This window comes from Paenibacillus sp. UNC499MF, assembly GCF_900107975.1.
Taxonomy (GTDB): Bacteria; Bacillota; Bacilli; order Paenibacillales; family NBRC-103111; genus Paenibacillus_F.
The window spans coordinates 189,292-207,554 of sequence record NZ_FNVF01000008.1 but is presented as its reverse complement, the minus strand read 5'-3'; the positions used below and the strand labels follow the sequence as shown (position 1 = coordinate 207,554).

Here is an 18,263-nt window from a genome sequence, read left to right as displayed (position 1 = left end):
TATTGCGGATCAAACGTTAGCTTCACTTACTCAAGGTTACGCTCCGGGTACCCAAGAGACAAAAACCATCGATGTAACAAATACCGGCACGAGCGAATTGTCGAATCTGCAGGCTACGGTTAGCGGAACCCATGCCAGCGATTTTGTGATTACGCAACCGAGTGCAACGTTAATGAACGGAGCGACAACGTCAAGCTTTACGGTTAAAGCGAAAGACGGTTTGACGGCCGGGACATATACCGCAACGTTAACGTTATCGGCAACCCATATGACGGATGTGACGTTTACAGTGACGCAGACTGTGAACCTGCCTGACGCTCTCCCGAATCCACAAAACCTTGTGGCTTCCGGAGGAGACCGTGAGGTTACACTAAATTGGAATACGGTAACGGGAGCGACATATTACAATATTTATATGGCGACGGATCCAAGTCAGTTGAGTAACGCTTCAGTTGTTACCGTCACTTCCGCTACCTACAATGTACAAAACTTGCTAAACGGCACGACCTATTTCTTTACGGTGAAAGCAGGTAACTCGGGAGGCTTGAGCGGGGAATCGAATCAGGCAAAAGCTACTCCTGCAACTGTTCCGGCAGCACCAACAAATGTTTCGGCAGTGGCTGGAAACGGAGAAGCTACCGTTACCTTTACGGCTCCAACTGACAACGGAGGAAGTCCGATTACGGGTTATGAAGTAACAGCTTCATCAGGGAAAGTAGTCGTAACGGGGGCGGCCAGTCCGATTGTTATTAGGGGTTTGACGAATGGAACGAGCTATACGTTTACGGTGAAAGCGATCAATAGTATAGGAAAAAGTACAGCTTCCGCTGATTCGAATGCGGTCATTCCGAAAACGCCATCAAGTGGCGGCACGGACCCTATCGATACGCCATCCGTGCCTAGTACTCCAACGGTACCGGAGAAAACGAATACGGACGCGGATATACTTGTCAACGGTAAAGCGGAGAATGCGGGAACCGTTACGAGAACCCAACGAAACGGTCAAACCGTTACAACCGTGTTTGTGGATCAGAAAAAGCTGGAGGACAAGCTCGCGGCGGAAGGTCAACATGCTGTGGTGGCGATTCTTGTAAACAACAAGTCCCATGTGGCCGTGGGCTCACTGAACGGTCAGATGGTGAAAAACATGGAAGACAAGCAAGCTGTTCTTGAGATCAAAACCGATCGTGCGACCTATACGATTCCAGCGCAGCAAATCAATATTGACACCCTATCCGAACAAGTCGGTAAGCCGGCAGCCTTACAAGACATCCAGGTAGAAATCGAAATCTCCGAACCAACGACCGATGTGGTGAAAGTTGTTGAAAACGCGGCAGCCAAGGGAACGTTCACGCTTGTCGTACCGCCGTTAAACTTTACGGTGAAAGGCATCTACGGAGATAAGACTATTGAAGTATCGAAATTCAATGCCTATGTCAAACGAACCCTTGCGATTCCGGATGGTGTTGATCCCGGTAAGATTACTACAGGGGTCGTTGTTGAAGCAGACGGAACCGTTCGTCATGTACCGACCAAGATTGTCGTGATTGGCGGCAAATATTACGCCCAAATCAACAGCTTGACGAATAGCACGTATTCTCTTGTTTGGCATCCGCTTGAATTTGGAGATGTGGCGAATCATTGGGCAAAACAAGTAGTGGGCGATATGGGATCACGGATGATCATCGACGGTACGGGCAACGGTATGTTCAGTCCCGATCGCGATATTACTCGTGCCGAGTTTGCAGCCATCATTGTTCGCGGTTTGGGACTGAAAGCGGAGAATGGAGCAACCCCATTCTCGGATGTAAAATCGACAGATTGGTACAGCAGCGTTGTCAACACTGCTTATGCGTATCAATTGATCGGTGGTTTTGAAGACGGCACTTTCCGTCCGCTGGATAAGATTACGCGGGAACAGGCAATGGTGGTCCTCTCCAAAGCGATGGCGATCACTAGACTGAAAGACGGTCTTTCTGTTCAATCGGCTGATGCCGTACTTCGTTCCTATGGAGATACGGCAGCTGTATCCACGTGGGCGCTGAGCAGCGTTGCGGAGAGTGTACAGGCTGGCATTGTATCCGGAAGAAGCGGCAATGAGCTTGCGCCGAAAGATTACATGACCAGAGCTGAGGTTGCAAAAATTATTCAGGGACTTTTGCAAAAATCCGGCTTGATTTAAGACGGGAAACGACGGTAAACGTTTATGAAACGGCTGAGGTTGCTATGGTTAGGAGGATAACTTACAGCGTAACGGGGCAGGCGAACGATAGAATCCTACTATTTTGCAGTCAAAGGCGCGCTGCGCGGGAGTCAGTAATGGTTGCTTCAACGAAGCAAGCGCAACGCCCAGATCCGGCAATACGGATCTGAGCAGTCAACATTATCGAGTGGCACTTTGGGGGATTTAGGAAAAGCTGCCTCCCCAACCATCCTGAGCATCACGCGGCGGCGAATTGTGGATTTATCAAGCCACGGCGCGCCTCCATACACAGCAGAAAGGCTCTAGCCGAGAGGCTGGGGCCCTTTTTGCTGTTCCGCAGGAGTCCGGGAGGAAAACCTCAAGGGCTCAATCTGCTTGGATGGGGCGGTAGTGGAGGAGCACGGGGTTTCAATCTACCGCTAAGGTGGCCGTTGTATGGAAGGCCATGCAACATGGAACACGGGTTCAATTTGAGGTAGCAGCGAAAGCAGAACCTGACCTACAGGTGTGCGATTTTCTACCATTCCTGCAATGAGGAATAGCGACAACTGGCGATCCAGTTGCTGCTGAGGTGGAAGGACTTCTATTTTAAACACCAAAAAGCACCGTCAAAGAATCTCCTTTTGGATTTTTAAACGATGCTTTTTGTCAAATAGAGCTGAACCGATTTAAATTAAATCATTTCTGCGCAAAACGTTTAAATAAAATTCATACGCGGGATTCCCTATATGACCTTGTTCTGGTGGAATACCCTTAAGTATGATTAATTCATCTAACATTTTTCCGCTTAAACCTTGTAAAGTAAACGACGAAATATACTCCTTATCTGCACTCTCCAGTACTAGTCGGAGGGAATTGCCTTCTTGAATATCTCTCCAGAGCAGTTGAGATTCCGTAATCTCTGAATTTGGTATGGGCTCATTAGCATTACAATGCCGCATCTCGGCGTGCATACTCCGTTCGTTATCATTAAAGAGGGCGGAAAGAATTTCACTATCATTTATCCCATAACACTTGATAATGTTGTCATAGTTAACAAAGGGATCTTTTTTCAAATCGGCAACTATTTCTTTATCGATCTCGATTATGTTATATTTGTCCCTAAGTATTTTCTCCGCATCTTCCAATAAATACCTGAACGGTAATTTGGATTTTTTAAAAAGCCGATCAAGTTCTTCCATTTGCATATGGCTCCCCGTTAAAAGAAAGAATGACCACCAATCTGTTCCAAGAAGGGTAGTGGAGTGGTAAAGTTAACGCGTGACATGAAATTATCATCATCATTTTATGCAATTCACCCTTTTTTGTAAATAAAAGATAGGAATAAATAACTTAGCGTTTAGGCGGTGACTTAGATGAATGAAAAAAGTTGGCTGGTCGTGCAGTTTCCCCTCAAAAGCGCAAAAGGGAGCCAGCGGGATCATTGGTTAAAGGACAAAGTGACGGAGTACCTGGAGATTTTTTTATCTGATGCCGGGCTTGGCCATGTGGACGGTTTCGATATGGGGAAATGTGTTTCCGACCCGACTGCGTATGCGCTTAACATATTTTGCGTTGTTAATGATGAAGCACGCGGTGTTGCCTTGATCAAAAAGGTTTTAAAAGAACACAGGCTGGATTATACCCGAATTAAAATTGCTGCCATGCCTTATGAGAACGGAGAAACATACACTCTGAAGTATGCTTACAAGAAGGGCGTGACCGATTTCTCATTATGAGGAGAGGCGGGAGCCGTCCTGTACATACGAAAGTCCCGGCTTAAACGCCGGGGCTTTTTTTTGCGGTTCCGCTTCTTGACAACGAAGGTTTACTGCAATAAACTTATTGCAATGAGGTTTATCTAAATAAACCTGTGAGGAGGCGTTCCTATGGAACCGTATAAGCTATTCGATGCCGAATATAAATTCGCATGTCTGGTTTGGGATCATGAACCGATCAATTCTACCGATCTTGTAAAGCTAAGCCAGACAAAGCTTGGCTGGAAGAAGTCCACGACGTATACCGTATTAAGAAAGCTTTGCGAACGGGGAATCCTCAAGAACGAGGAAGCGACGGTGACCGCCATCGTTAAGAAAACCGACGCGCAGAAATACGAAAGCCGGACGGTAGTCGATAAAGCTTTTGACGGATCTCTGCCGCAGTTTTTAACTGCTTTTCTGGGCGAAAAGAAATTGTCGGAGAAGGAGGCTGAGGAGCTGAAGCGGATTATTGAGGAGGCGACCCGATGACGAGCCTGTTTCTTGCGGTCCTTAATATGAGCATTACGGCCAGCTATGTCGCACTTGCGGTTATGATCACGAGATTGCTCTTAAAACGGGCTCCCAAAATATTCTCCTACATCCTTTGGTCGGCCGTAGCCGTAAGACTGCTCATCCCTGTCAGCTTCACTTCAAGTTTAAGCCTGTTACAGCCGATACAACCTCAAGGCAAAGCGGGCACGGGCTACCTGGAATTTATTCCGCAGGACATGGCCATGCACAAAAATCCTATGATGGACGCCGGTATAAGCGGAATCAGTCATTTTATCAACTCGGCTTTTCCGGCTGCCGCACCAGCGTCAAGCGTCGATCTTATGCAGACCATCCTGTGGGTCGGAAGCATAATCTGGATAACGGGGGCCTTCGTACTCCTCTTTTATAGTGCTTTTTCTTACGTGAAATTAAGATCCAGAATCCGAACGGCGACTCTCGTAAAAGGAAATATTTTCGAAACGGACCGAATCACGACACCGTTTGTCTGCGGTTTTCTGAAACCGAGAATATACATTCCGACCGGTCTTAGCGAGCATGAGCTGCCGTACATTTTACTGCATGAAGAGACCCATATCCAGAGACGGGATTATTGGCTAAAACCTCTGGCGTTCGTCATTCTGACGGTCCATTGGTTTAACCCTCTTATGTGGCTGTCTTATTCGCTTATGAGCAAGGATATGGAAATGTCCTGCGACGAGAGTGTGGTGCAAAAGATGGGCGACCGGATTAAAGGAAGCTACTCCACAACCCTGCTTTCGCTTGCGGTAAGGGGGAGCGGGCTGAAGACCGGTAGTCCGCTTGCCTTCGGAGAGGGGAATATTAAGGCCAGGATTAAAAATATTCTCGCCTACCGTCAGCCCTCCTCCCGGATGGCCGCGGTTTCCGTGCTTGTTATTGCGGCCCTTGTACTAGGATGTTCAACTAATCCCAAGCCTTTGTCACAATCGTCCCAGCTATCCTCGCAGCCGCTCTATTCCGGATATGATATGGACATGCTTATGGGGAACAAAACACTCTATGTCGGCAACCACATAAAGGTAGGCGGGCTTATCGGGGGAATGCCCAAGCCGGGCGGTTTGGAAGGCAGAGGGATTGAACTTCAAACGAAGGCCCAGCCTTACGGACTGACTATTTATTATGAAATGAACGACTCTACGGAAGTGGTAAAAAACGAGGTGATCGGCGGCGAAGCTTTTTACCGCAATGCCGTCCTGCTGCTGAGCCTGATTGATAACGTCGATCGGATAACGTACTCGATTGCCGATGACATGGGACGTAACGATGACTCGGCGTATAGTTTTACGCTCACAAGAGAACAGGCCGATCAACGGCTTGGAGAAGATGTCAGGTCTTATGGCAAAGACCAAACAAGCCTGAGGCAGCTAATCGATCGTTTGGAACGATTGAAATTCGGTGAAACCGGGAGTACGGTTTAGTAGTCATGTGCCTAGGTGGGGTGTCGACGTTGGTTTGGGAGTTGAATAGAGGTCGATACAATTTGGGACAAATGTTTCTGATTATATACAAAAGAGCAGAAAGAAGGACGGACCTTCTTTTCTGCTCTTTTTTAAGGTTAAAAACGTCTAATCCGGCTGATCATTGGTCTGTTTGCGCTTCTCGACTTCTTTATAAATGAAGTCCAAGAGTTCTGGAGAAGTGGCGAAGTATCTGGTTTTGTTACCTTCATAGTGATCGCGATTGAGCCAATTGACGTGATCGTCACGAATGATCGATAATGTTTTTCCGTATTCCCGAGCCCCGCCGTACTTTCCATTTTTATATTTAAAAATCATACCGGCATCCAGAGTCGTACTAAGGCCCTCATCGTTGTCTTTTTCAAAATGAGCCTTGTTAAAGAGGTCTACAACGTGTTGGAATTGACTCGGATCTAATTGATATACATCGGCATTACGATAAACCTTTATTGTACTCAATTCCTCGGCATGCAGCGGTCGGTGATAGCTATTAGCTTTGCCCCATCCAAACCACCAAGTGGTTAAAGCTGCGATAAGCAAAATAAGTCCTGAAATGACAACTTTTTTCGACATTCCCCAATCCACATCCTCTTATTTCTTGTTTGGCTCAGTTATTGCTGCGTCTTGGTGTGAAGGCATTAGCCGGAATGTTATCTTCATATATTGGTTGTTAAAATCGTATATGTTTAAACCTTCCTTATCATTTATTAACATAATCAAACATTAAGTTTGGACTAAATGTCCGAGATTGGTTTGTCGGCAGGTGAAATTTTCTTTTGGGTATGTTTGTTTCCTTTATTTAAACTCTTTCTTGACTCTCTCCTATACTGGGGACTGTATAATTATGGGTGTAAGGAGGGGGCGCCGTGTATAGTATCGGGCAATTGGCCGAGAAGACGAACATATCCATAAGAACACTGAGATATTACGATGAGATCGGGCTGCTGAAACCGGCCAAGGTGGCGGATTCGGGCTACCGGTATTATTCCGGGAGAGAGATTAAGCTGCTCCGGCATATAGCGGCGTTGAAGGAATTGGGGTTTACGCTGGCCGCGATCAAAAAGATGCTGTCTTCCGGGAAGGAATCCGGCGAAATCGACTGGAAGGCTTATCTGGATTTTGAGCTGACTGCCATTGCGGAAGAGAGAAGACGGCTGGATGAGATGGAGAAGCTTCTCCAAATTACGCGGCACGCGTTCGAGATGAAGGGGGACGTCGAATCGGAAGACATTTTTCTTTTTATCCGGTCTCTAAGCGTTCCGTCCGAAGGCAGGGAAACGTTCCTGGCTCAAAATTTTACGGAAAAAGAGATCACGATCATTAAAAATTTGCCGGACCTCAGCGCAGACGATCCGCGGAATATGGCGTGGGCCAAATTGATCCGGGAGGTCAAGGAGCATCTGCATGAGCCTCCGTCTTCAGCGGTTTCTCAAGAGCTTGCGGCTCGGATCGTAGAAATTTCGATGGATTGGTTTCAGCGGGATGAGGAGCTCATCGAGAAATACTGGACCTTAATCCGTCCCGAAAAGGGCGAAGAAGCGAAGGTGTACGGCATGGACGCCGACGTGATGGATCATATCGACCGGATTGTCGACTGGTATTTAGAACATTTGGAGGAGGTGGGGGGAAATGGAAGCCAAATCAGTAGCCAAACCGGAAGTACGGATGAGTGAGGGAAGGGCCTGGCTCTATGTGATCCTGGGAGGCGTGCTTGAGATTGTGTGGGCGAGCGGATTCAAATACGATACTATTCCTGGCATTGCCGTTCTTATCGCCTTGCTGACAAGCTTCGAGCTAATCATTAAAGCGACCAAGGTTTTACCGGTAGGGACGGTATATGCCGTGTTTGCGGGGATGGGAACGCTGGGGACTACGGTTGTGGAAATGATTATGTCCGGGGGCGAAGTCAGCTTGTTACGGATTGTTTTCATTCTGCTGCTGCTGGCTTTTATCGTCGGTTTGAAATTGTCGGGTAAAGGAAGTGAAACGTGATGGATTGGCTGCTGCTTATCTCGGCGGGACTGCTGGAAGTGATCGGGGTGATCGGGATCAAACGAGTCGCCCAAAAAAACAATATCACGAACAATGTGATCCTTATCGGGGGATTTATCGTCAGCTTCCAGCTGCTGATCCGGGCAATGGAAACGATCCCGTTGGCAACGGCTTACGCGGTATGGACGGGAATCGGAACGGTCGGAGCGTCAGTTGTGGGGATGTTATTTTTCAAGGAACCGAGAGGCTGGATGCGGATCGGCTGTATTCTGGGCATTATATTTTCCGTCGGCGGTTTAAAGTTGGCGGGATAAATAATTAGAGGAGCTGCGGGCGGCAGCTCCTTTTGTGTTATCTCCCCAAACCGATCATAGCTGATCGTTGTAAAATTGAGGTGCCGTTTGCTGCCCGGGGTATGTGTAGTGAGAAGCTCCTGTGTAGGATATGGTGGATTGTCCGGGGAAATACGGGGCTGCTGTTCCTTGATTATTTTCGCGGAAAAAGAAAGGGTTAAAGAAGGGATTAAAAAAAGGATTAAAAAAGGGAGTAAAGAAAGGATTAAAGAAGGGGGTTCCAAAGCCTCCAAATCCGAAAGGACTTCCAAATCCTCCGTGCCCAAACCCTCCATGCCCAAAACCACCGGGTCCAAACCCTCCGTGAAAACTCATATGTTCCGCCTCCAATCTAATGGTGTAGGTATTTGACCTTGGTATTATATGGGTTTCTGTCATAAGCGGTGCTTAACTAGAGGCGACTGTTCCAAATTCCGGTGAGCTTAGGTAAACCTCCCTTCTTGTGGTATACTTAAAGAATCGGTCAAGAAATGTACTGGCTAAGATTAGGAAGGTTGCCGTCTTATGCAAGCATTCCAGGATTGGAATCAAAAGGTGAAAAAGACGTTCAATGCGACGAGTAACGAAGTTGTTTTGACGGTTACGGAAGCGGGAAATTTACTGGGTCTGTCCAAAGATCAGATGAAAATCTTCGTAGATAAAAACGCACTGACCAAGGTGCCGATTATGAGAAGCGTTCACAGGTATCTTTTATTGAAAAAAGAAATAGACGAACTGTTAGAACGATAAAACACCTGGATAGGTGTTTTTTTATTGATGCGCCTGTTCAAGGGGAACAATAGACTGGACAGGCAGGTCCTTAAGAAGGAGGAAGGATGGAATGAACGACCGCCATATGCGAAACGAAACGGCAGAGCTTATTGTGCCGGAGGAAAAACTGCAAAAGGCAACTCTCGGCATGGGTTGTTTTTGGAGCCCCGACGCCTTGTTCGGCCATCTGCCCGGTGTCATCCGCACCAAGACTGGTTATGCGGGCGGAACTGCGGAACAGCCGACATACCGCGATATGGGGGACCATTCGGAGACGGTAGAGCTGGAGTTTGACCCGGCGGTGATTACGTTTGAGGATGTTCTGGACGTGTTCTGGGATCACCATAATCCCGTAAATATTAACGGATACAAAGGGCGGCAGTATATGTCCTTGATTTTGTGTCATAACGGGGAGCAGCAGGAGGCCGTACAGGCGGTGATCTCCAGGCGCAAGAAGCAGGGGAGTACGAAGACGGAGACGGAGACGGAGACGGAAGTGGCTCCCTGCCCGGTTTTTTATCCGGCTGAAGAGCGGCATCAGAAATATTATTTGAAAAGATTTCCCGATGCCGTCTACAAGCTCGGCAAGTTGTATCCTTCTCACCGCGAGCTGGTGAATTCGACATTGGCGGCGCGGCTGAACGGACTGGCCAAAGGCTACACGAGCCTGGAACGGGTTGCCGGAGAGATCAAGGAGTGGCCGATGGAGCCCGCGGCACGGCAGAAGGTACTCGATCTGATCCGGCAGATCCGGTGGTAGTCAGTCAGCCCGCGAAGGCCAATACCGAGATTGCAGAGTTCCCGGGCGCAGCAGGGGCACCTGAGTACGATGCCATCGGGTTGCGGGGAACGTATGCTACTTGGCAACGTCCGCCGCATGGAGAGACGCTGCCAAGAGTTCCTTTTGTCATCAGTTGTCAGCGCCTGAAGGCTTGACGGCCTGGATAACCGCCGAGACAATGTACCGGTCTATCGCAGCCCCGGGAACCCAGTCTTTAATAAAAGCTTTGGACTGGTCTTTCGGTTCGATAGAAATGCCGGTAAAGCCGCTGTTTTGCAGCAGACGCTCCACATCCTCAATAGAAGAAGCGCCGGAAATACAGCCGGAGTGAAGATCGTTTATGTCGTTTCTGATCTCCTCCGGAAGCTCGGCGGTGGTAACGATATCGGAAACGGCGAGTCTGCCTCCAGGTTTAAGGACGCGGAAAGCTTCGCGGAACACCTGCTGTTTATCCGGCGAGAGGTTGATGACACAGTTGGAGATAATCACATCGACCGCGCTGTCGCCGACGGGCAGATGCTCAATTTCTCCGAGCCGGAAGCTGGTGTTGGAGAAATTGCCCTTCTCCGCGTTGCGGCGCGCGCGGGTAACCATCTCGGGAGTCATGTCGACTCCGATGACACGGCCGGCCGCACCTACCTGCCGGGAGGCCAGGAAGCAGTCGAATCCCCCGCCGCTGCCCAAATCCAGCACGGTTTCGCCGGGCTTCAGTGCCGCTATGGCTTGGGGATTTCCGCATCCGAGGCCCAGATTGGCACCTTCGGGCACGGCACTCAGCTCCTCGCCGGAATAGCCCAGCTTAGCCGAAATGGCATCGAAATCGGCGGGAGTAGCGCAGCAGCTTTCCGTCTGGTTTTCTGCTTGGCTTTCCGCAGGTGGTGTACCCGTAGAGCAGCAGGAGCTCAGCGGGATGGATTTTACGGCTACTTCTTTGTATTTGCTGCGTACATTGTGACGAATGAGATCGTGATCGCGGTTTGCTTTTGTCATCATAATCACTCCTTAAACTATAAATAGGCCGCTAATATACTTGCAAAATGCAAGTATTAATCGGAAAAGCTTACCCCGAAACCGGGGCACAGCAGCGGCTGGATTTCCCCATCGCGTCGTTGAACAGCTTTATGGAGCGGATCAGCGTTTCCTTCTCAAAATCACTCATATAAGAAAAAACTTCTTCGAGATAATCGTTCATCTGAGTATCGATCGCGGTTGCGACGAATTTTCCTTCCGTGGTCAAGGAAAGCGTGTGGATACGCCGGTCGACAGGATCGGGCGTTTTCTGAATAAGCTTCATTTTGACCAGAGACTGCACCTGCCGGCTGAAGGTTGTAATATCGGTTCCGAGCGTCTCCGCTACCTGCTGCATGGAAGGCTTGTGCAGGCGGTCGATTTCATAAAGAATGTGACTTTGGACAAGAGATATATCGCATCCGCCCACTGTACAGCAGTTCTTGTTAAGCAGCCCGAAACGCCGGGTCATCACTTGGAAAAGCTCCCGTTCATCCTGCATAGATATCACCTCCTGCATCTTTTATACAGCATATAATTGCAAAATGCAAGTATATCCCTCATACGAAATAGAGGTTGTATATATAAATATATGGTTATATAATAATGTCGGTTCCTTATTGTTTTAAAATATCCCGGACTACAACGCTTTTATAGCAAAAAATAAATTACAGCAATGATCGCAGCGTTAAAATGGAGGTTGAAGCAGTGAGTACGGTAGTTTGGGCGAGTCTTATTTTTATCATTACTTTGACACTGATTATTTGGCAGCCCCGAAACTTGTCTATCGGCTGGTCGGCGTGCGGCGGAGCGGCTGCGGCCCTTCTTGTGGGCGTGGTCACCCTGCAGGATGTGCGGGATGTTACGGACATCGTCTGGAACGCAACCCTGACATTCGTGGCCATTATCCTGATCTCGCTGATTTTGGACCGGATCGGCTTTTTTGAGTGGGCGGCGCTTCATATGGCAAAAGCAGCCAAGGGCAGCGGTCTCCGCATGTTTATTTACGTGTCGGTGCTGGGGGCCTTCGTCTCGGCTTTCTTCGCCAATGACGGGGCCGCGCTAATATTAACGCCGATTGTGCTGGCGATGGTACGGGCGCTGCGCTTCGACGAGAAGAAGGTGTTCCCGTTCATTATTGCGGGCGGATTTATCGCGGACACGACGTCGCTTCCGCTGGTCGTCAGCAATCTGGTGAATATCGTTTCGGCCGACTATTTCGGTATCAGTTTCATGGAATATGCCGGGCGGATGATAGTGCCGAATTTATTTTCGCTGGCTGCCAGCATTCTGGTGTTGTATCTTTTCTTCCGGAAAAGCATTCCCCGGCATTTTGACGCGGAGCAGGTGAGAAGACCGGCGGACGCGCTTAAAGATCCCGCCATGTTCCGGCTGTCGTGGGTGGTGCTTGGAGTTCTGCTGGCGGGGTATTTCGTCAGCGAGTTTCTGAGCATACCGGTGTCGGTCATTGCCGGAATTATTGCCGTCTTCTTCCTGCTTATGGCGCGCAGAAGCGCCGCGGTTCCGGTGCGGGAAGTGGTGAAAGGCGCCCCGTGGGCGATCGTTTTTTTCTCCATAGGGATGTACGTCGTTGTATACGGGCTGCGCAATGCGGGCTTAACCGATCTGCTGGCCGGTGTTATTCAGGCTGCGGCCGACCGGGGGATATTTGCGGCGACGATGGGGATGGGCTTTCTTGCCGCGCTGATTTCTTCGCTCATGAACAATCTGCCGACCGTTATGATTGACGCTCTCGCCATTGATGCGACTCATGCGGCAGGTGTCACGAAAGAAGCCTTGATCTACGCGAATGTGATCGGCTCTGATCTGGGGCCCAAAATTACTCCGATCGGTTCGCTGGCCACGCTGCTCTGGCTTCATGTCCTTAATTCCAAAGGGGTGAAGATCTCTTGGGGCACTTATTTTAAAACGGGTATTCTTCTTACCGTTCCTACCCTGTTTATTACGCTGTTGGGGCTGTACTTCTGGCTAAGGATAGTGGCTTGAATGCAGGCGGAAGTTGAATGAAACGACATGGGAGGCACAAGCATGCCAAAGAAAACGATCTATTTCTTATGCACGGGGAATTCCTGCCGGAGTCAGATGGCGGAGGGCTGGGCCAAGGAACTGCTTGGCGAGGACTGGAACGTACACAGCGCGGGCATTGAGGCACACGGGCTTAATCCGGGTGCGGTGGAAGCGATGAAGGAAGCAGGATTAGACATTTCGGGCCAGACGTCGGACAAAATCGATCCGTCGCTGCTTGACCGGGCCGATCTTGTCGTCACCCTGTGCGGAGATGCCGCCGACCGCTGTCCCGTGACGCCGCCGCATGTCCGGCGCGAGCACTGGGGCTTCGACGATCCTGCCAAGGCGCAGGGCACGGAGGCGGAGAAGCGGGCTGTTTTCCGGCGGGTGCGCGATGAAATCGGGGAGCGCATTCGACGTTTTGCCGCCACAGGCGAATAAATGAAACCGCCGAAGCGGACCGGCTTGGAAGCTGATCTGCCGGCGGTTTTTTGCCTTTTGCGGGAGGCCCAAAAGCGATGCTCTTCATAGGCTGTAGCGAAGCAAACCTGCCGCTCCAAATGTTTTCATGGTGTTCGATAATTTTAGAAGCCGGCTTTTTCTAAGTATAGCCCGCCGTGATGGTGAGATCAGCAGGTGTTTGGCGCCAAGGGTATGGGAGAGGATGAAGATTCTCCGGGCGAGTTACTGCAAGCGAACAACTAATTTTAGTCATAGAGGATGGCGGGCGATTGGCGGAATACCGGGTTTACAAATCTATAAATATAGATATAATAGGAGCATGGAACCTTTATTGATCTATAAAGCATTGGCCAACGAAACAAGGCGGCAAATTCTCGACTGGCTGAAAGATCCTGCCGAACATTTCGATCCGGCACCGTACCTCCGGCATGGCATCGAATTCAAAACCGGCGTCTGCGTAGCGGATATCCAGGGGAAGTCGGGGCTTGCGCAGTCGGTGATTTCCAGCTATTTAGCCACCATGCAGAAGGCCGGTTTAGTCGAATCGGAACGGGTGGGCAAGTGGACGTTCTACAGACGCAATGAGAAAACAATCCGGGAGTTTGCCGATTATATCCGGAATGAATTGTAGGAGAGGAGGGCATTTTTTTTGGCTTAATATATCTATATATTTAGATAAATAGATTAAATTGCCGATTCATTTTCATGAGAATAATTTCAAGGGAACTACTCTAACGGTAAAGAGCGGACATTCTACTTGGTCTGGACGAACCGCATATATGACCGGCTTAGGCCGATCGGGCTGCATTAGAGCCACTTAGATCCAATACGAACGGATAATCTCCGTCCCGCGATTATCTCATTTCACATAGATTCAAAATACGTGTCAGACAGGAGTGCTTGCTGCATGAAACAGAGAAACCCGCTGCTCATTGTGATTCTCGCCTTGGGCGTCTTCGGCATTATTACGACAGAGATAGGTGTGGTCGGGGTGCTGCCCCGGATTACGGAAAAATTCGGAGTGACGGCCTCGCAGTCCGGCCTGCTGGTCAGCTTGTTTGCCCTCGTGGTGGCCGTGTCGGGTCCGTTTCTGACGCTGCTTGCTTCGGGAATGAACCGCAAACGGATCTTGCTGCTTTCCGTACTTGTCTTCACGATCTCGAATGTCGTTTACATGATCACGGACAGCTACGGGGTGATGATGCTGTTCCGCATCCTCCCGGCGTTCTTTCACCCGGTGTTTTTCTCCGTAGCGCTGGTGACGGCAGCCAAGCTCGTTCCCCCGGAGAAGAGCGGCGCGGCGGTGACGAAAGTGTTTGCCGGCATTACGGTCGGGTTCGCTTTCGGCGTGCCCCTTACTTCTTATCTGGCGGAACAATTTTCGCTGGAAACGGCATTTCTGTTTGGGGCTCTTGTGAACGCGGCCGCTTTTCTGGGTATTCTTTTCTGGCTGCCTTCCATGCCGGTCGGGGAAAGAATGTCTTACGGCAAACAGCTCGGCATTTTGCGGAAACCGGGCTTGTGGCTCAATATTGGCGCCGTTATGTGCTTGTTTGCGGCCATGTTCTCGGTATACAGCTATTTTGCCGAATATTTGGGCCAAGTGACCCGGATGTCCGGTTCATTGATCAGCGCGTTGCTGATGGTGTTCGGTCTCGTTATGATTGCGGGTAATTTTTTGTTCGGCGTGATGCTCCAGAAGAGCGTAACAAAGACGGTTATGCTGTTTCCGCTCCTGTACATCGTCATTTATTTGCTGAACTATTGGATGGGACCGTACTTGATACCGATGCTCGGAATGATTGTCTTGTGGGGAATTGTGCACTCAGGCGGCCTCATTATCAGCCAGACATGGCTGATGGATGAATCGGGGGAAGCTCCCGAGTTCGGCAACAGTCTTTTCGTATCGTTTTCGAATCTGGGGATTACGATTGGAAGCGCGGCCGGCGGCTGGTTTATTTCCCGGCTGGGCGTTCATCAGCTTGTCTGGAGCGGAGTTTTGTTTGCGGGACTGGCGTTTGTGCTGATTGTCGTAAAAAGGAACGCTTTCCGCTCTCAGACGGACCCGGCGGGACGGCGGGCTGCTGCCGAATAACTCTCGTCAAGCGTGAAATGTCTAGAATGCGGCGTTGAGCCGGCAAGTACGCTGAAATCAGATGAAACCTCTGTCGACTTGTACGGGCAGGAAAATTTTTATACGATAAAGATGATCCTTACCGAACGAAAAGTAGCGCCGGGATAGAAAAAGCTTCCGCGAAGAGTCCGATAAATCTTGCCGACAGGGGGAGAAACGAATGAAAAACTGGGAGCGTCCGCTGGCAGAGCCGGCCGAACTGAAGAGGCAGCTGCTCCATATGGCCGCATTGGATGTGATCATGAGCGAGGAAGAATGGCTGAGGGTGTACCGGTACATACCGGAATGGAAGGCGGGCGCCGCACTGGGGATCATCGGAAACGGGGCGGGCGATGACGTGTATGTGGTTTTTGCGGCCGAGGGAGTCATCCTCAAGGGCTTCGACCACATGTCTCCGCTCAGCCCGCATGCCCGGGACGAGTATGGCGTATGGCCGGGCATGTATGAGACGGCACCGGCCGGACTGCTCGCCTATTTGGACAACGACCTGTTCGAACGGGAGGACGTCACGTTCTGTATCTGGCGGCAGTCCGGAGATCCGGTGTGGAAGACCGGAGATCTTCAAGAGGCCGAAGGGCTGGACGACGGGGCCGATTTCCTGCTCGGCTATCTGGAGAATACACCGGAAGAACATGCGGAGTGGGCCGTGTCCTACTACGAGAAACCGGTCGATCTTGAAGCGGTACGCGGGTTATTCGCGGGTGAGGCCGTTACGGAAGAGCTTATAGCGGCGCTAAATCCGCAGCGGAGCGCGATAGATGCCTTGGCGGAGCTGGAAAGTCTGGGGCTGCGTGCCGACCGGGGCCGGTAACAGGATACGTCTTGGCGGCGGGCGATGAACGGAAGGCAAACGGCGAGACAGCCGTTCTGTCTTCACCATGAAGGGGAGCGGATTTGTGCGATGACCAAAGAAGAAGCGAAAGAGCTGCTGAAATGTCACGCTTTCGCTCATGACAATATAGAGTCGGAGAAGATGCGCGGCGGGTTCCTGGGGATGCTCCGGCCATTCGGCGGCGAGCTGGACGAACGTAATTTTCATGAGCTTATGGAAATTGTCGAAGTGCTTGCGGACGAGCTGGAACGCGGTGAGGTGGACCGGGAAATCATGGCGTGCCTCTGGGGGATCTCCCAGCTTGCGAGGGCCTGGTCTCTGCAGTCGGACGGTATGCTCCAGCGGAACGGACTGATCTCGGCAGAGCAGACGGAGACACTCGAAGAGTGGCTCGACATGTTCTCGTATGCCGTTATGATTTTGCTGGAAGGCGAAGGAGGGCGGGAGGAAGCTTTCTGGGGTTACCGCGATTATGTAAAGAGCCGGGGAATGTAAATGTAAAAGAGGACGGGGCTGTTCCGAAGATCAGCCTGCGTCCTTTTTGTGTACAGAAAAGTGTCTATTAGTTTCCTTCTTTCGTAAATTAAAGTGGATTAAATTGTCCCAGCCAGATATAAATGCCCATCAAGCCAAACACGACGATGCAGAAGTTAACGGCAACGAACAGGCAGCGCATGTAGGCGGTACGGTGGAACTGGTATAGCGTCTTGGCGGCACCGCTCCCTTCGATAATGAACAAGATAAGAATCGTATGCATAATGGTATGACCCACGATTTCTTTGAATCCGAAAAAGGTGGTCGTCATGAGAAAAACGCCGGTCAGCAGTAGAGCGGTAAAACGGTTCATAATTCCCATAATAAAAGCCCAGGCGAGCCCCATTTCGATAAATGCGCTGATAAGCACGAAATCTTCAACCGTGAAGCCGAGCGTAGGAAGCCCGTACTCGTGCATAAGCGAGCAGGCCAGCTTGGCCAGGGTCATTTTTTCCATGGAAAGCCAGGCAAGAGACAGGCCCGTGCACAGGTAGAGAATGGGGGTAGCCGATTGCTTCCAGCGGCTCTCGGAGACGAGCAGGTAATAAATAACGCCTGCGTAGAAAAAATAATCAAGCCCGTGAAAGAGACCGTACGTAACGAGGGCGTACCCGTACAGGACGCCAAGTGCGATCCCGCTCACGACCAGCAGCCTGCGGTGGAAAAGTCCCGCGATGGCCACAATCAGCACCGCGTATACCCAGACATGGTCCGACACGAAAGCCGGCGCGAGATACGTGCCCGTAAAAAGCTGCATCAGCAGGCCCAGGCCGACGCCGACGCGCAGAATAAGCAAATGGTAGCGCTTTATTCCATTCAAAAACTGATGAACGCGGCGCACCAGTCCGATCCGTTCCAGCGATTGGCTGAAGAGGACGCAAACGAGAAGAGCGGCTACCGTAACGCCCAGCCACAGCAGGAAAGCGGGCGTAATGACCTTCGCCATAGGTTGAGGGTTCCAGACATGATCCTCGGTAAACCATTTGACATGGACGTACAAACCGCTCCATTTTGGAAGATACATATTCTGATTTCACCTCCTTGGTAAAGTAAAATTTCCAGCCGTTCATTTTTTCAACCATTCATTTTATAGGTAATTAACGGAGTAAACTTACAACTTTCAAACTAATCGAAGCGCTTGCAAAAATAGCGCATTTCAAAGCTTTATCGGGATAAAGTATTTTTACAAATTATAGTACCACATCCAATTAGAAAAGTAATCGACATTTTTTGTTCAGTTTTTGTCCTTATTTGTAGAAATTATCTCCATTCGACACGGAGCGCGGTATCAGAGCGTTTAACTGCCTTTTTTCGTCAAAAATCTCCCTGCTTTCCGTCCTTGGAAGGGAAGGTTCTGCAGGCTCCTGTGCAATATAATCAGCTTCATAACCCCCCTCTGCGGGTAAAGAGGTTTTACAGCGTGCTTTCATGTTTTGCGCGAAAAGACAGAAACGACTAC

Annotated in this window: 21 protein-coding genes; 15 read left to right on the top strand and 6 right to left on the bottom strand. The window is 50.1% G+C overall.

Features of this window, described 5'->3' with window-relative positions; translation table 11 throughout:
* The coding region (locus tag C4S74_RS18065; protein ID WP_103996691.1) for an S-layer homology domain-containing protein at positions 1-2,182 on the top strand (2,182 nt) is incomplete at its 5' end.
* 689 nt (positions 2,183-2,871) lie between these two features.
* On the opposite strand, the gene C4S74_RS18060 is transcribed toward C4S74_RS18065, so the two are convergent.
* Complete coding sequence (locus C4S74_RS18060) at positions 2,872-3,384, bottom strand: hypothetical protein (RefSeq protein ID WP_258042523.1); 513 nt, start codon at positions 3,382-3,384, stop codon at positions 2,872-2,874.
* Positions 3,385-3,558: 174 nt separating this feature from the next.
* On the opposite strand from C4S74_RS18060, the gene C4S74_RS18055 reads away from it, so the two are divergent.
* The 3 genes from C4S74_RS18055 to C4S74_RS18045 all read left to right on the top strand — a co-directional run bounded on the left by C4S74_RS18055 (position 3,559) and on the right by C4S74_RS18045 (position 5,891).
* Positions 3,559-3,921 carry a hypothetical protein gene (locus tag C4S74_RS18055; RefSeq protein WP_103996689.1) on the top strand — a complete coding sequence of 121 codons (363 nt, stop codon included), beginning with the start codon at positions 3,559-3,561 and terminating at the stop codon, positions 3,919-3,921.
* Between the two features lie 150 nt (positions 3,922-4,071).
* Positions 4,072-4,431: a BlaI/MecI/CopY family transcriptional regulator gene (locus tag C4S74_RS18050; RefSeq protein WP_103996688.1), complete on the top strand. Its 360-nt coding sequence runs from the start codon at positions 4,072-4,074 to the stop codon at positions 4,429-4,431.
* On the top strand, positions 4,428-5,891 hold the full coding sequence (locus C4S74_RS18045) for a M56 family metallopeptidase (protein WP_103996687.1): 1,464 nt from the start codon (positions 4,428-4,430) through the stop codon (positions 5,889-5,891). Before C4S74_RS18050 ends, C4S74_RS18045 begins: the two co-directional genes overlap by 4 nt.
* Before the next feature lie 147 nt (positions 5,892-6,038).
* Here C4S74_RS18045 and C4S74_RS18040 read toward each other — a convergent pair whose 3' ends face one another.
* Complete coding sequence (locus C4S74_RS18040; protein ID WP_103996686.1) at positions 6,039-6,503, bottom strand: hypothetical protein; 465 nt, start codon at positions 6,501-6,503, stop codon at positions 6,039-6,041.
* A 293-nt stretch (positions 6,504-6,796) separates the two neighbouring features.
* Here C4S74_RS18040 and C4S74_RS18035 point away from each other — a divergent pair, with 293 nt between their 5' ends.
* Genes C4S74_RS18035 through C4S74_RS18025 form a run of 3 tightly spaced genes read left to right on the top strand, consistent with a single transcriptional unit; the run spans position 6,797 to position 8,236 of the window.
* The gene (locus C4S74_RS18035; protein ID WP_103996685.1) at positions 6,797-7,603 is read left to right on the top strand and encodes a MerR family transcriptional regulator; all 807 of its coding nucleotides are present in this window, start codon (positions 6,797-6,799) and stop codon (positions 7,601-7,603) included.
* Positions 7,560-7,922: a multidrug efflux SMR transporter gene (locus C4S74_RS18030; protein ID WP_103996684.1), complete on the top strand. Its 363-nt coding sequence runs from the start codon at positions 7,560-7,562 to the stop codon at positions 7,920-7,922. The genes C4S74_RS18035 and C4S74_RS18030 overlap by 44 nt, the downstream gene beginning before the upstream one ends.
* Complete coding sequence (locus C4S74_RS18025) at positions 7,922-8,236, top strand: multidrug efflux SMR transporter (protein ID WP_103996683.1); 315 nt, start codon at positions 7,922-7,924, stop codon at positions 8,234-8,236. The genes C4S74_RS18030 and C4S74_RS18025 overlap by 1 nt, the downstream gene beginning before the upstream one ends.
* 54 nt (positions 8,237-8,290) lie before the next feature.
* Here C4S74_RS18025 and C4S74_RS26645 read toward each other — a convergent pair whose 3' ends face one another.
* Positions 8,291-8,590, bottom strand: coding sequence for a hypothetical protein (locus C4S74_RS26645; RefSeq protein ID WP_181024465.1), 300 nt, complete (start codon positions 8,588-8,590; stop codon positions 8,291-8,293).
* 189 nt (positions 8,591-8,779) lie between these two features.
* Between C4S74_RS26645 and C4S74_RS18015 the strand changes: the two genes are divergently transcribed.
* Positions 8,780-9,004, top strand: a complete 225-nt coding sequence (locus C4S74_RS18015) for a DNA-binding protein (RefSeq protein ID WP_103996682.1) — start codon at positions 8,780-8,782, stop codon at positions 9,002-9,004.
* A gap of 91 nt (positions 9,005-9,095) precedes the next feature.
* The gene (msrA, locus tag C4S74_RS18010; RefSeq protein ID WP_103996681.1) at positions 9,096-9,785 is read left to right on the top strand and encodes a peptide-methionine (S)-S-oxide reductase MsrA; all 690 of its coding nucleotides are present in this window, start codon (positions 9,096-9,098) and stop codon (positions 9,783-9,785) included.
* Between the two features lie 150 nt (positions 9,786-9,935).
* Here the strand turns inward: msrA and C4S74_RS18005 are convergent, their stop codons facing one another.
* Positions 9,936-10,796, bottom strand: a complete 861-nt coding sequence (locus C4S74_RS18005; protein WP_103996680.1) for an arsenite methyltransferase — start codon at positions 10,794-10,796, stop codon at positions 9,936-9,938.
* A gap of 70 nt (positions 10,797-10,866) precedes the next feature.
* Entirely contained in the window at positions 10,867-11,316 is a 450-nt protein-coding gene (locus C4S74_RS18000; RefSeq protein WP_103996679.1) for a MarR family winged helix-turn-helix transcriptional regulator, read from the bottom strand.
* A 206-nt stretch (positions 11,317-11,522) separates the two neighbouring features.
* On the opposite strand from C4S74_RS18000, the gene C4S74_RS17995 reads away from it, so the two are divergent.
* From C4S74_RS17995 to C4S74_RS17965, 6 genes are all read left to right on the top strand, one after another.
* The gene (locus C4S74_RS17995) at positions 11,523-12,821 is read left to right on the top strand and encodes an arsenic transporter (RefSeq protein ID WP_103996678.1); all 1,299 of its coding nucleotides are present in this window, start codon (positions 11,523-11,525) and stop codon (positions 12,819-12,821) included.
* A 42-nt stretch (positions 12,822-12,863) separates the two neighbouring features.
* Positions 12,864-13,283, top strand: a complete 420-nt coding sequence (gene arsC, locus C4S74_RS17990) for an arsenate reductase (thioredoxin) (RefSeq protein WP_103996677.1) — start codon at positions 12,864-12,866, stop codon at positions 13,281-13,283.
* 340 nt (positions 13,284-13,623) lie between these two features.
* Entirely contained in the window at positions 13,624-13,935 is a 312-nt protein-coding gene (locus C4S74_RS17980) for a helix-turn-helix transcriptional regulator (protein WP_103996676.1), read from the top strand.
* Positions 13,936-14,211: 276 nt separating this feature from the next.
* Positions 14,212-15,399 (top strand): MFS transporter, encoded by a 1,188-nt coding sequence (locus tag C4S74_RS17975; protein ID WP_103996675.1) that lies wholly within the window; start codon positions 14,212-14,214, stop codon positions 15,397-15,399.
* A 199-nt stretch (positions 15,400-15,598) separates the two neighbouring features.
* Positions 15,599-16,249 (top strand): hypothetical protein, encoded by a 651-nt coding sequence (locus tag C4S74_RS17970; RefSeq protein ID WP_103996674.1) that lies wholly within the window; start codon positions 15,599-15,601, stop codon positions 16,247-16,249.
* A 90-nt stretch (positions 16,250-16,339) separates the two neighbouring features.
* Entirely contained in the window at positions 16,340-16,765 is a 426-nt protein-coding gene (locus tag C4S74_RS17965; RefSeq protein ID WP_103996673.1) for a hypothetical protein, read from the top strand.
* An 88-nt stretch (positions 16,766-16,853) separates the two neighbouring features.
* Here C4S74_RS17965 and C4S74_RS17960 read toward each other — a convergent pair whose 3' ends face one another.
* Entirely contained in the window at positions 16,854-17,828 is a 975-nt protein-coding gene (locus C4S74_RS17960) for a hypothetical protein (RefSeq protein WP_103996672.1), read from the bottom strand.
* Between the last annotated feature and the right edge of the window lie 435 nt (positions 17,829-18,263).

Bases quoted from the DNA above. Each gene is read 5' to 3' on its own strand.
- C4S74_RS18060 (WP_258042523.1), bottom strand. From the start codon at position 3,384: ATGGAAGAACTTGATCGGCTTTTTAAAAAATCCAAATTACCGTTCAGG.
- C4S74_RS18055 (WP_103996689.1), top strand. From the start codon at position 3,559: ATGAATGAAAAAAGTTGGCTGGTCGTGCAGTTTCCCCTCAAAAGCGCA.
- C4S74_RS18050 (WP_103996688.1), top strand. From the start codon at position 4,072: ATGGAACCGTATAAGCTATTCGATGCCGAATATAAATTCGCATGTCTG.
- C4S74_RS18045 (WP_103996687.1), top strand. From the start codon at position 4,428: ATGACGAGCCTGTTTCTTGCGGTCCTTAATATGAGCATTACGGCCAGC.
- C4S74_RS18040 (WP_103996686.1), bottom strand. From the start codon at position 6,503: ATGTCGAAAAAAGTTGTCATTTCAGGACTTATTTTGCTTATCGCAGCT.
- C4S74_RS18030 (WP_103996684.1), top strand. From the start codon at position 7,560: ATGGAAGCCAAATCAGTAGCCAAACCGGAAGTACGGATGAGTGAGGGA.
- C4S74_RS18025 (WP_103996683.1), top strand. From the start codon at position 7,922: ATGGATTGGCTGCTGCTTATCTCGGCGGGACTGCTGGAAGTGATCGGG.
- C4S74_RS26645 (WP_181024465.1), bottom strand. From the start codon at position 8,590: ATGAGTTTTCACGGAGGGTTTGGACCCGGTGGTTTTGGGCATGGAGGG.
- C4S74_RS18015 (WP_103996682.1), top strand. From the start codon at position 8,780: ATGCAAGCATTCCAGGATTGGAATCAAAAGGTGAAAAAGACGTTCAAT.
- msrA (WP_103996681.1), top strand. From the start codon at position 9,096: ATGAACGACCGCCATATGCGAAACGAAACGGCAGAGCTTATTGTGCCG.
- C4S74_RS18005 (WP_103996680.1), bottom strand. From the start codon at position 10,796: ATGACAAAAGCAAACCGCGATCACGATCTCATTCGTCACAATGTACGC.
- C4S74_RS18000 (WP_103996679.1), bottom strand. From the start codon at position 11,316: ATGCAGGATGAACGGGAGCTTTTCCAAGTGATGACCCGGCGTTTCGGG.
- arsC (WP_103996677.1), top strand. From the start codon at position 12,864: ATGCCAAAGAAAACGATCTATTTCTTATGCACGGGGAATTCCTGCCGG.
- C4S74_RS17980 (WP_103996676.1), top strand. From the start codon at position 13,624: ATGGAACCTTTATTGATCTATAAAGCATTGGCCAACGAAACAAGGCGG.
- C4S74_RS17975 (WP_103996675.1), top strand. From the start codon at position 14,212: ATGAAACAGAGAAACCCGCTGCTCATTGTGATTCTCGCCTTGGGCGTC.
- C4S74_RS17970 (WP_103996674.1), top strand. From the start codon at position 15,599: ATGAAAAACTGGGAGCGTCCGCTGGCAGAGCCGGCCGAACTGAAGAGG.
- C4S74_RS17965 (WP_103996673.1), top strand. From the start codon at position 16,340: ATGACCAAAGAAGAAGCGAAAGAGCTGCTGAAATGTCACGCTTTCGCT.
- C4S74_RS17960 (WP_103996672.1), bottom strand. From the start codon at position 17,828: ATGTATCTTCCAAAATGGAGCGGTTTGTACGTCCATGTCAAATGGTTT.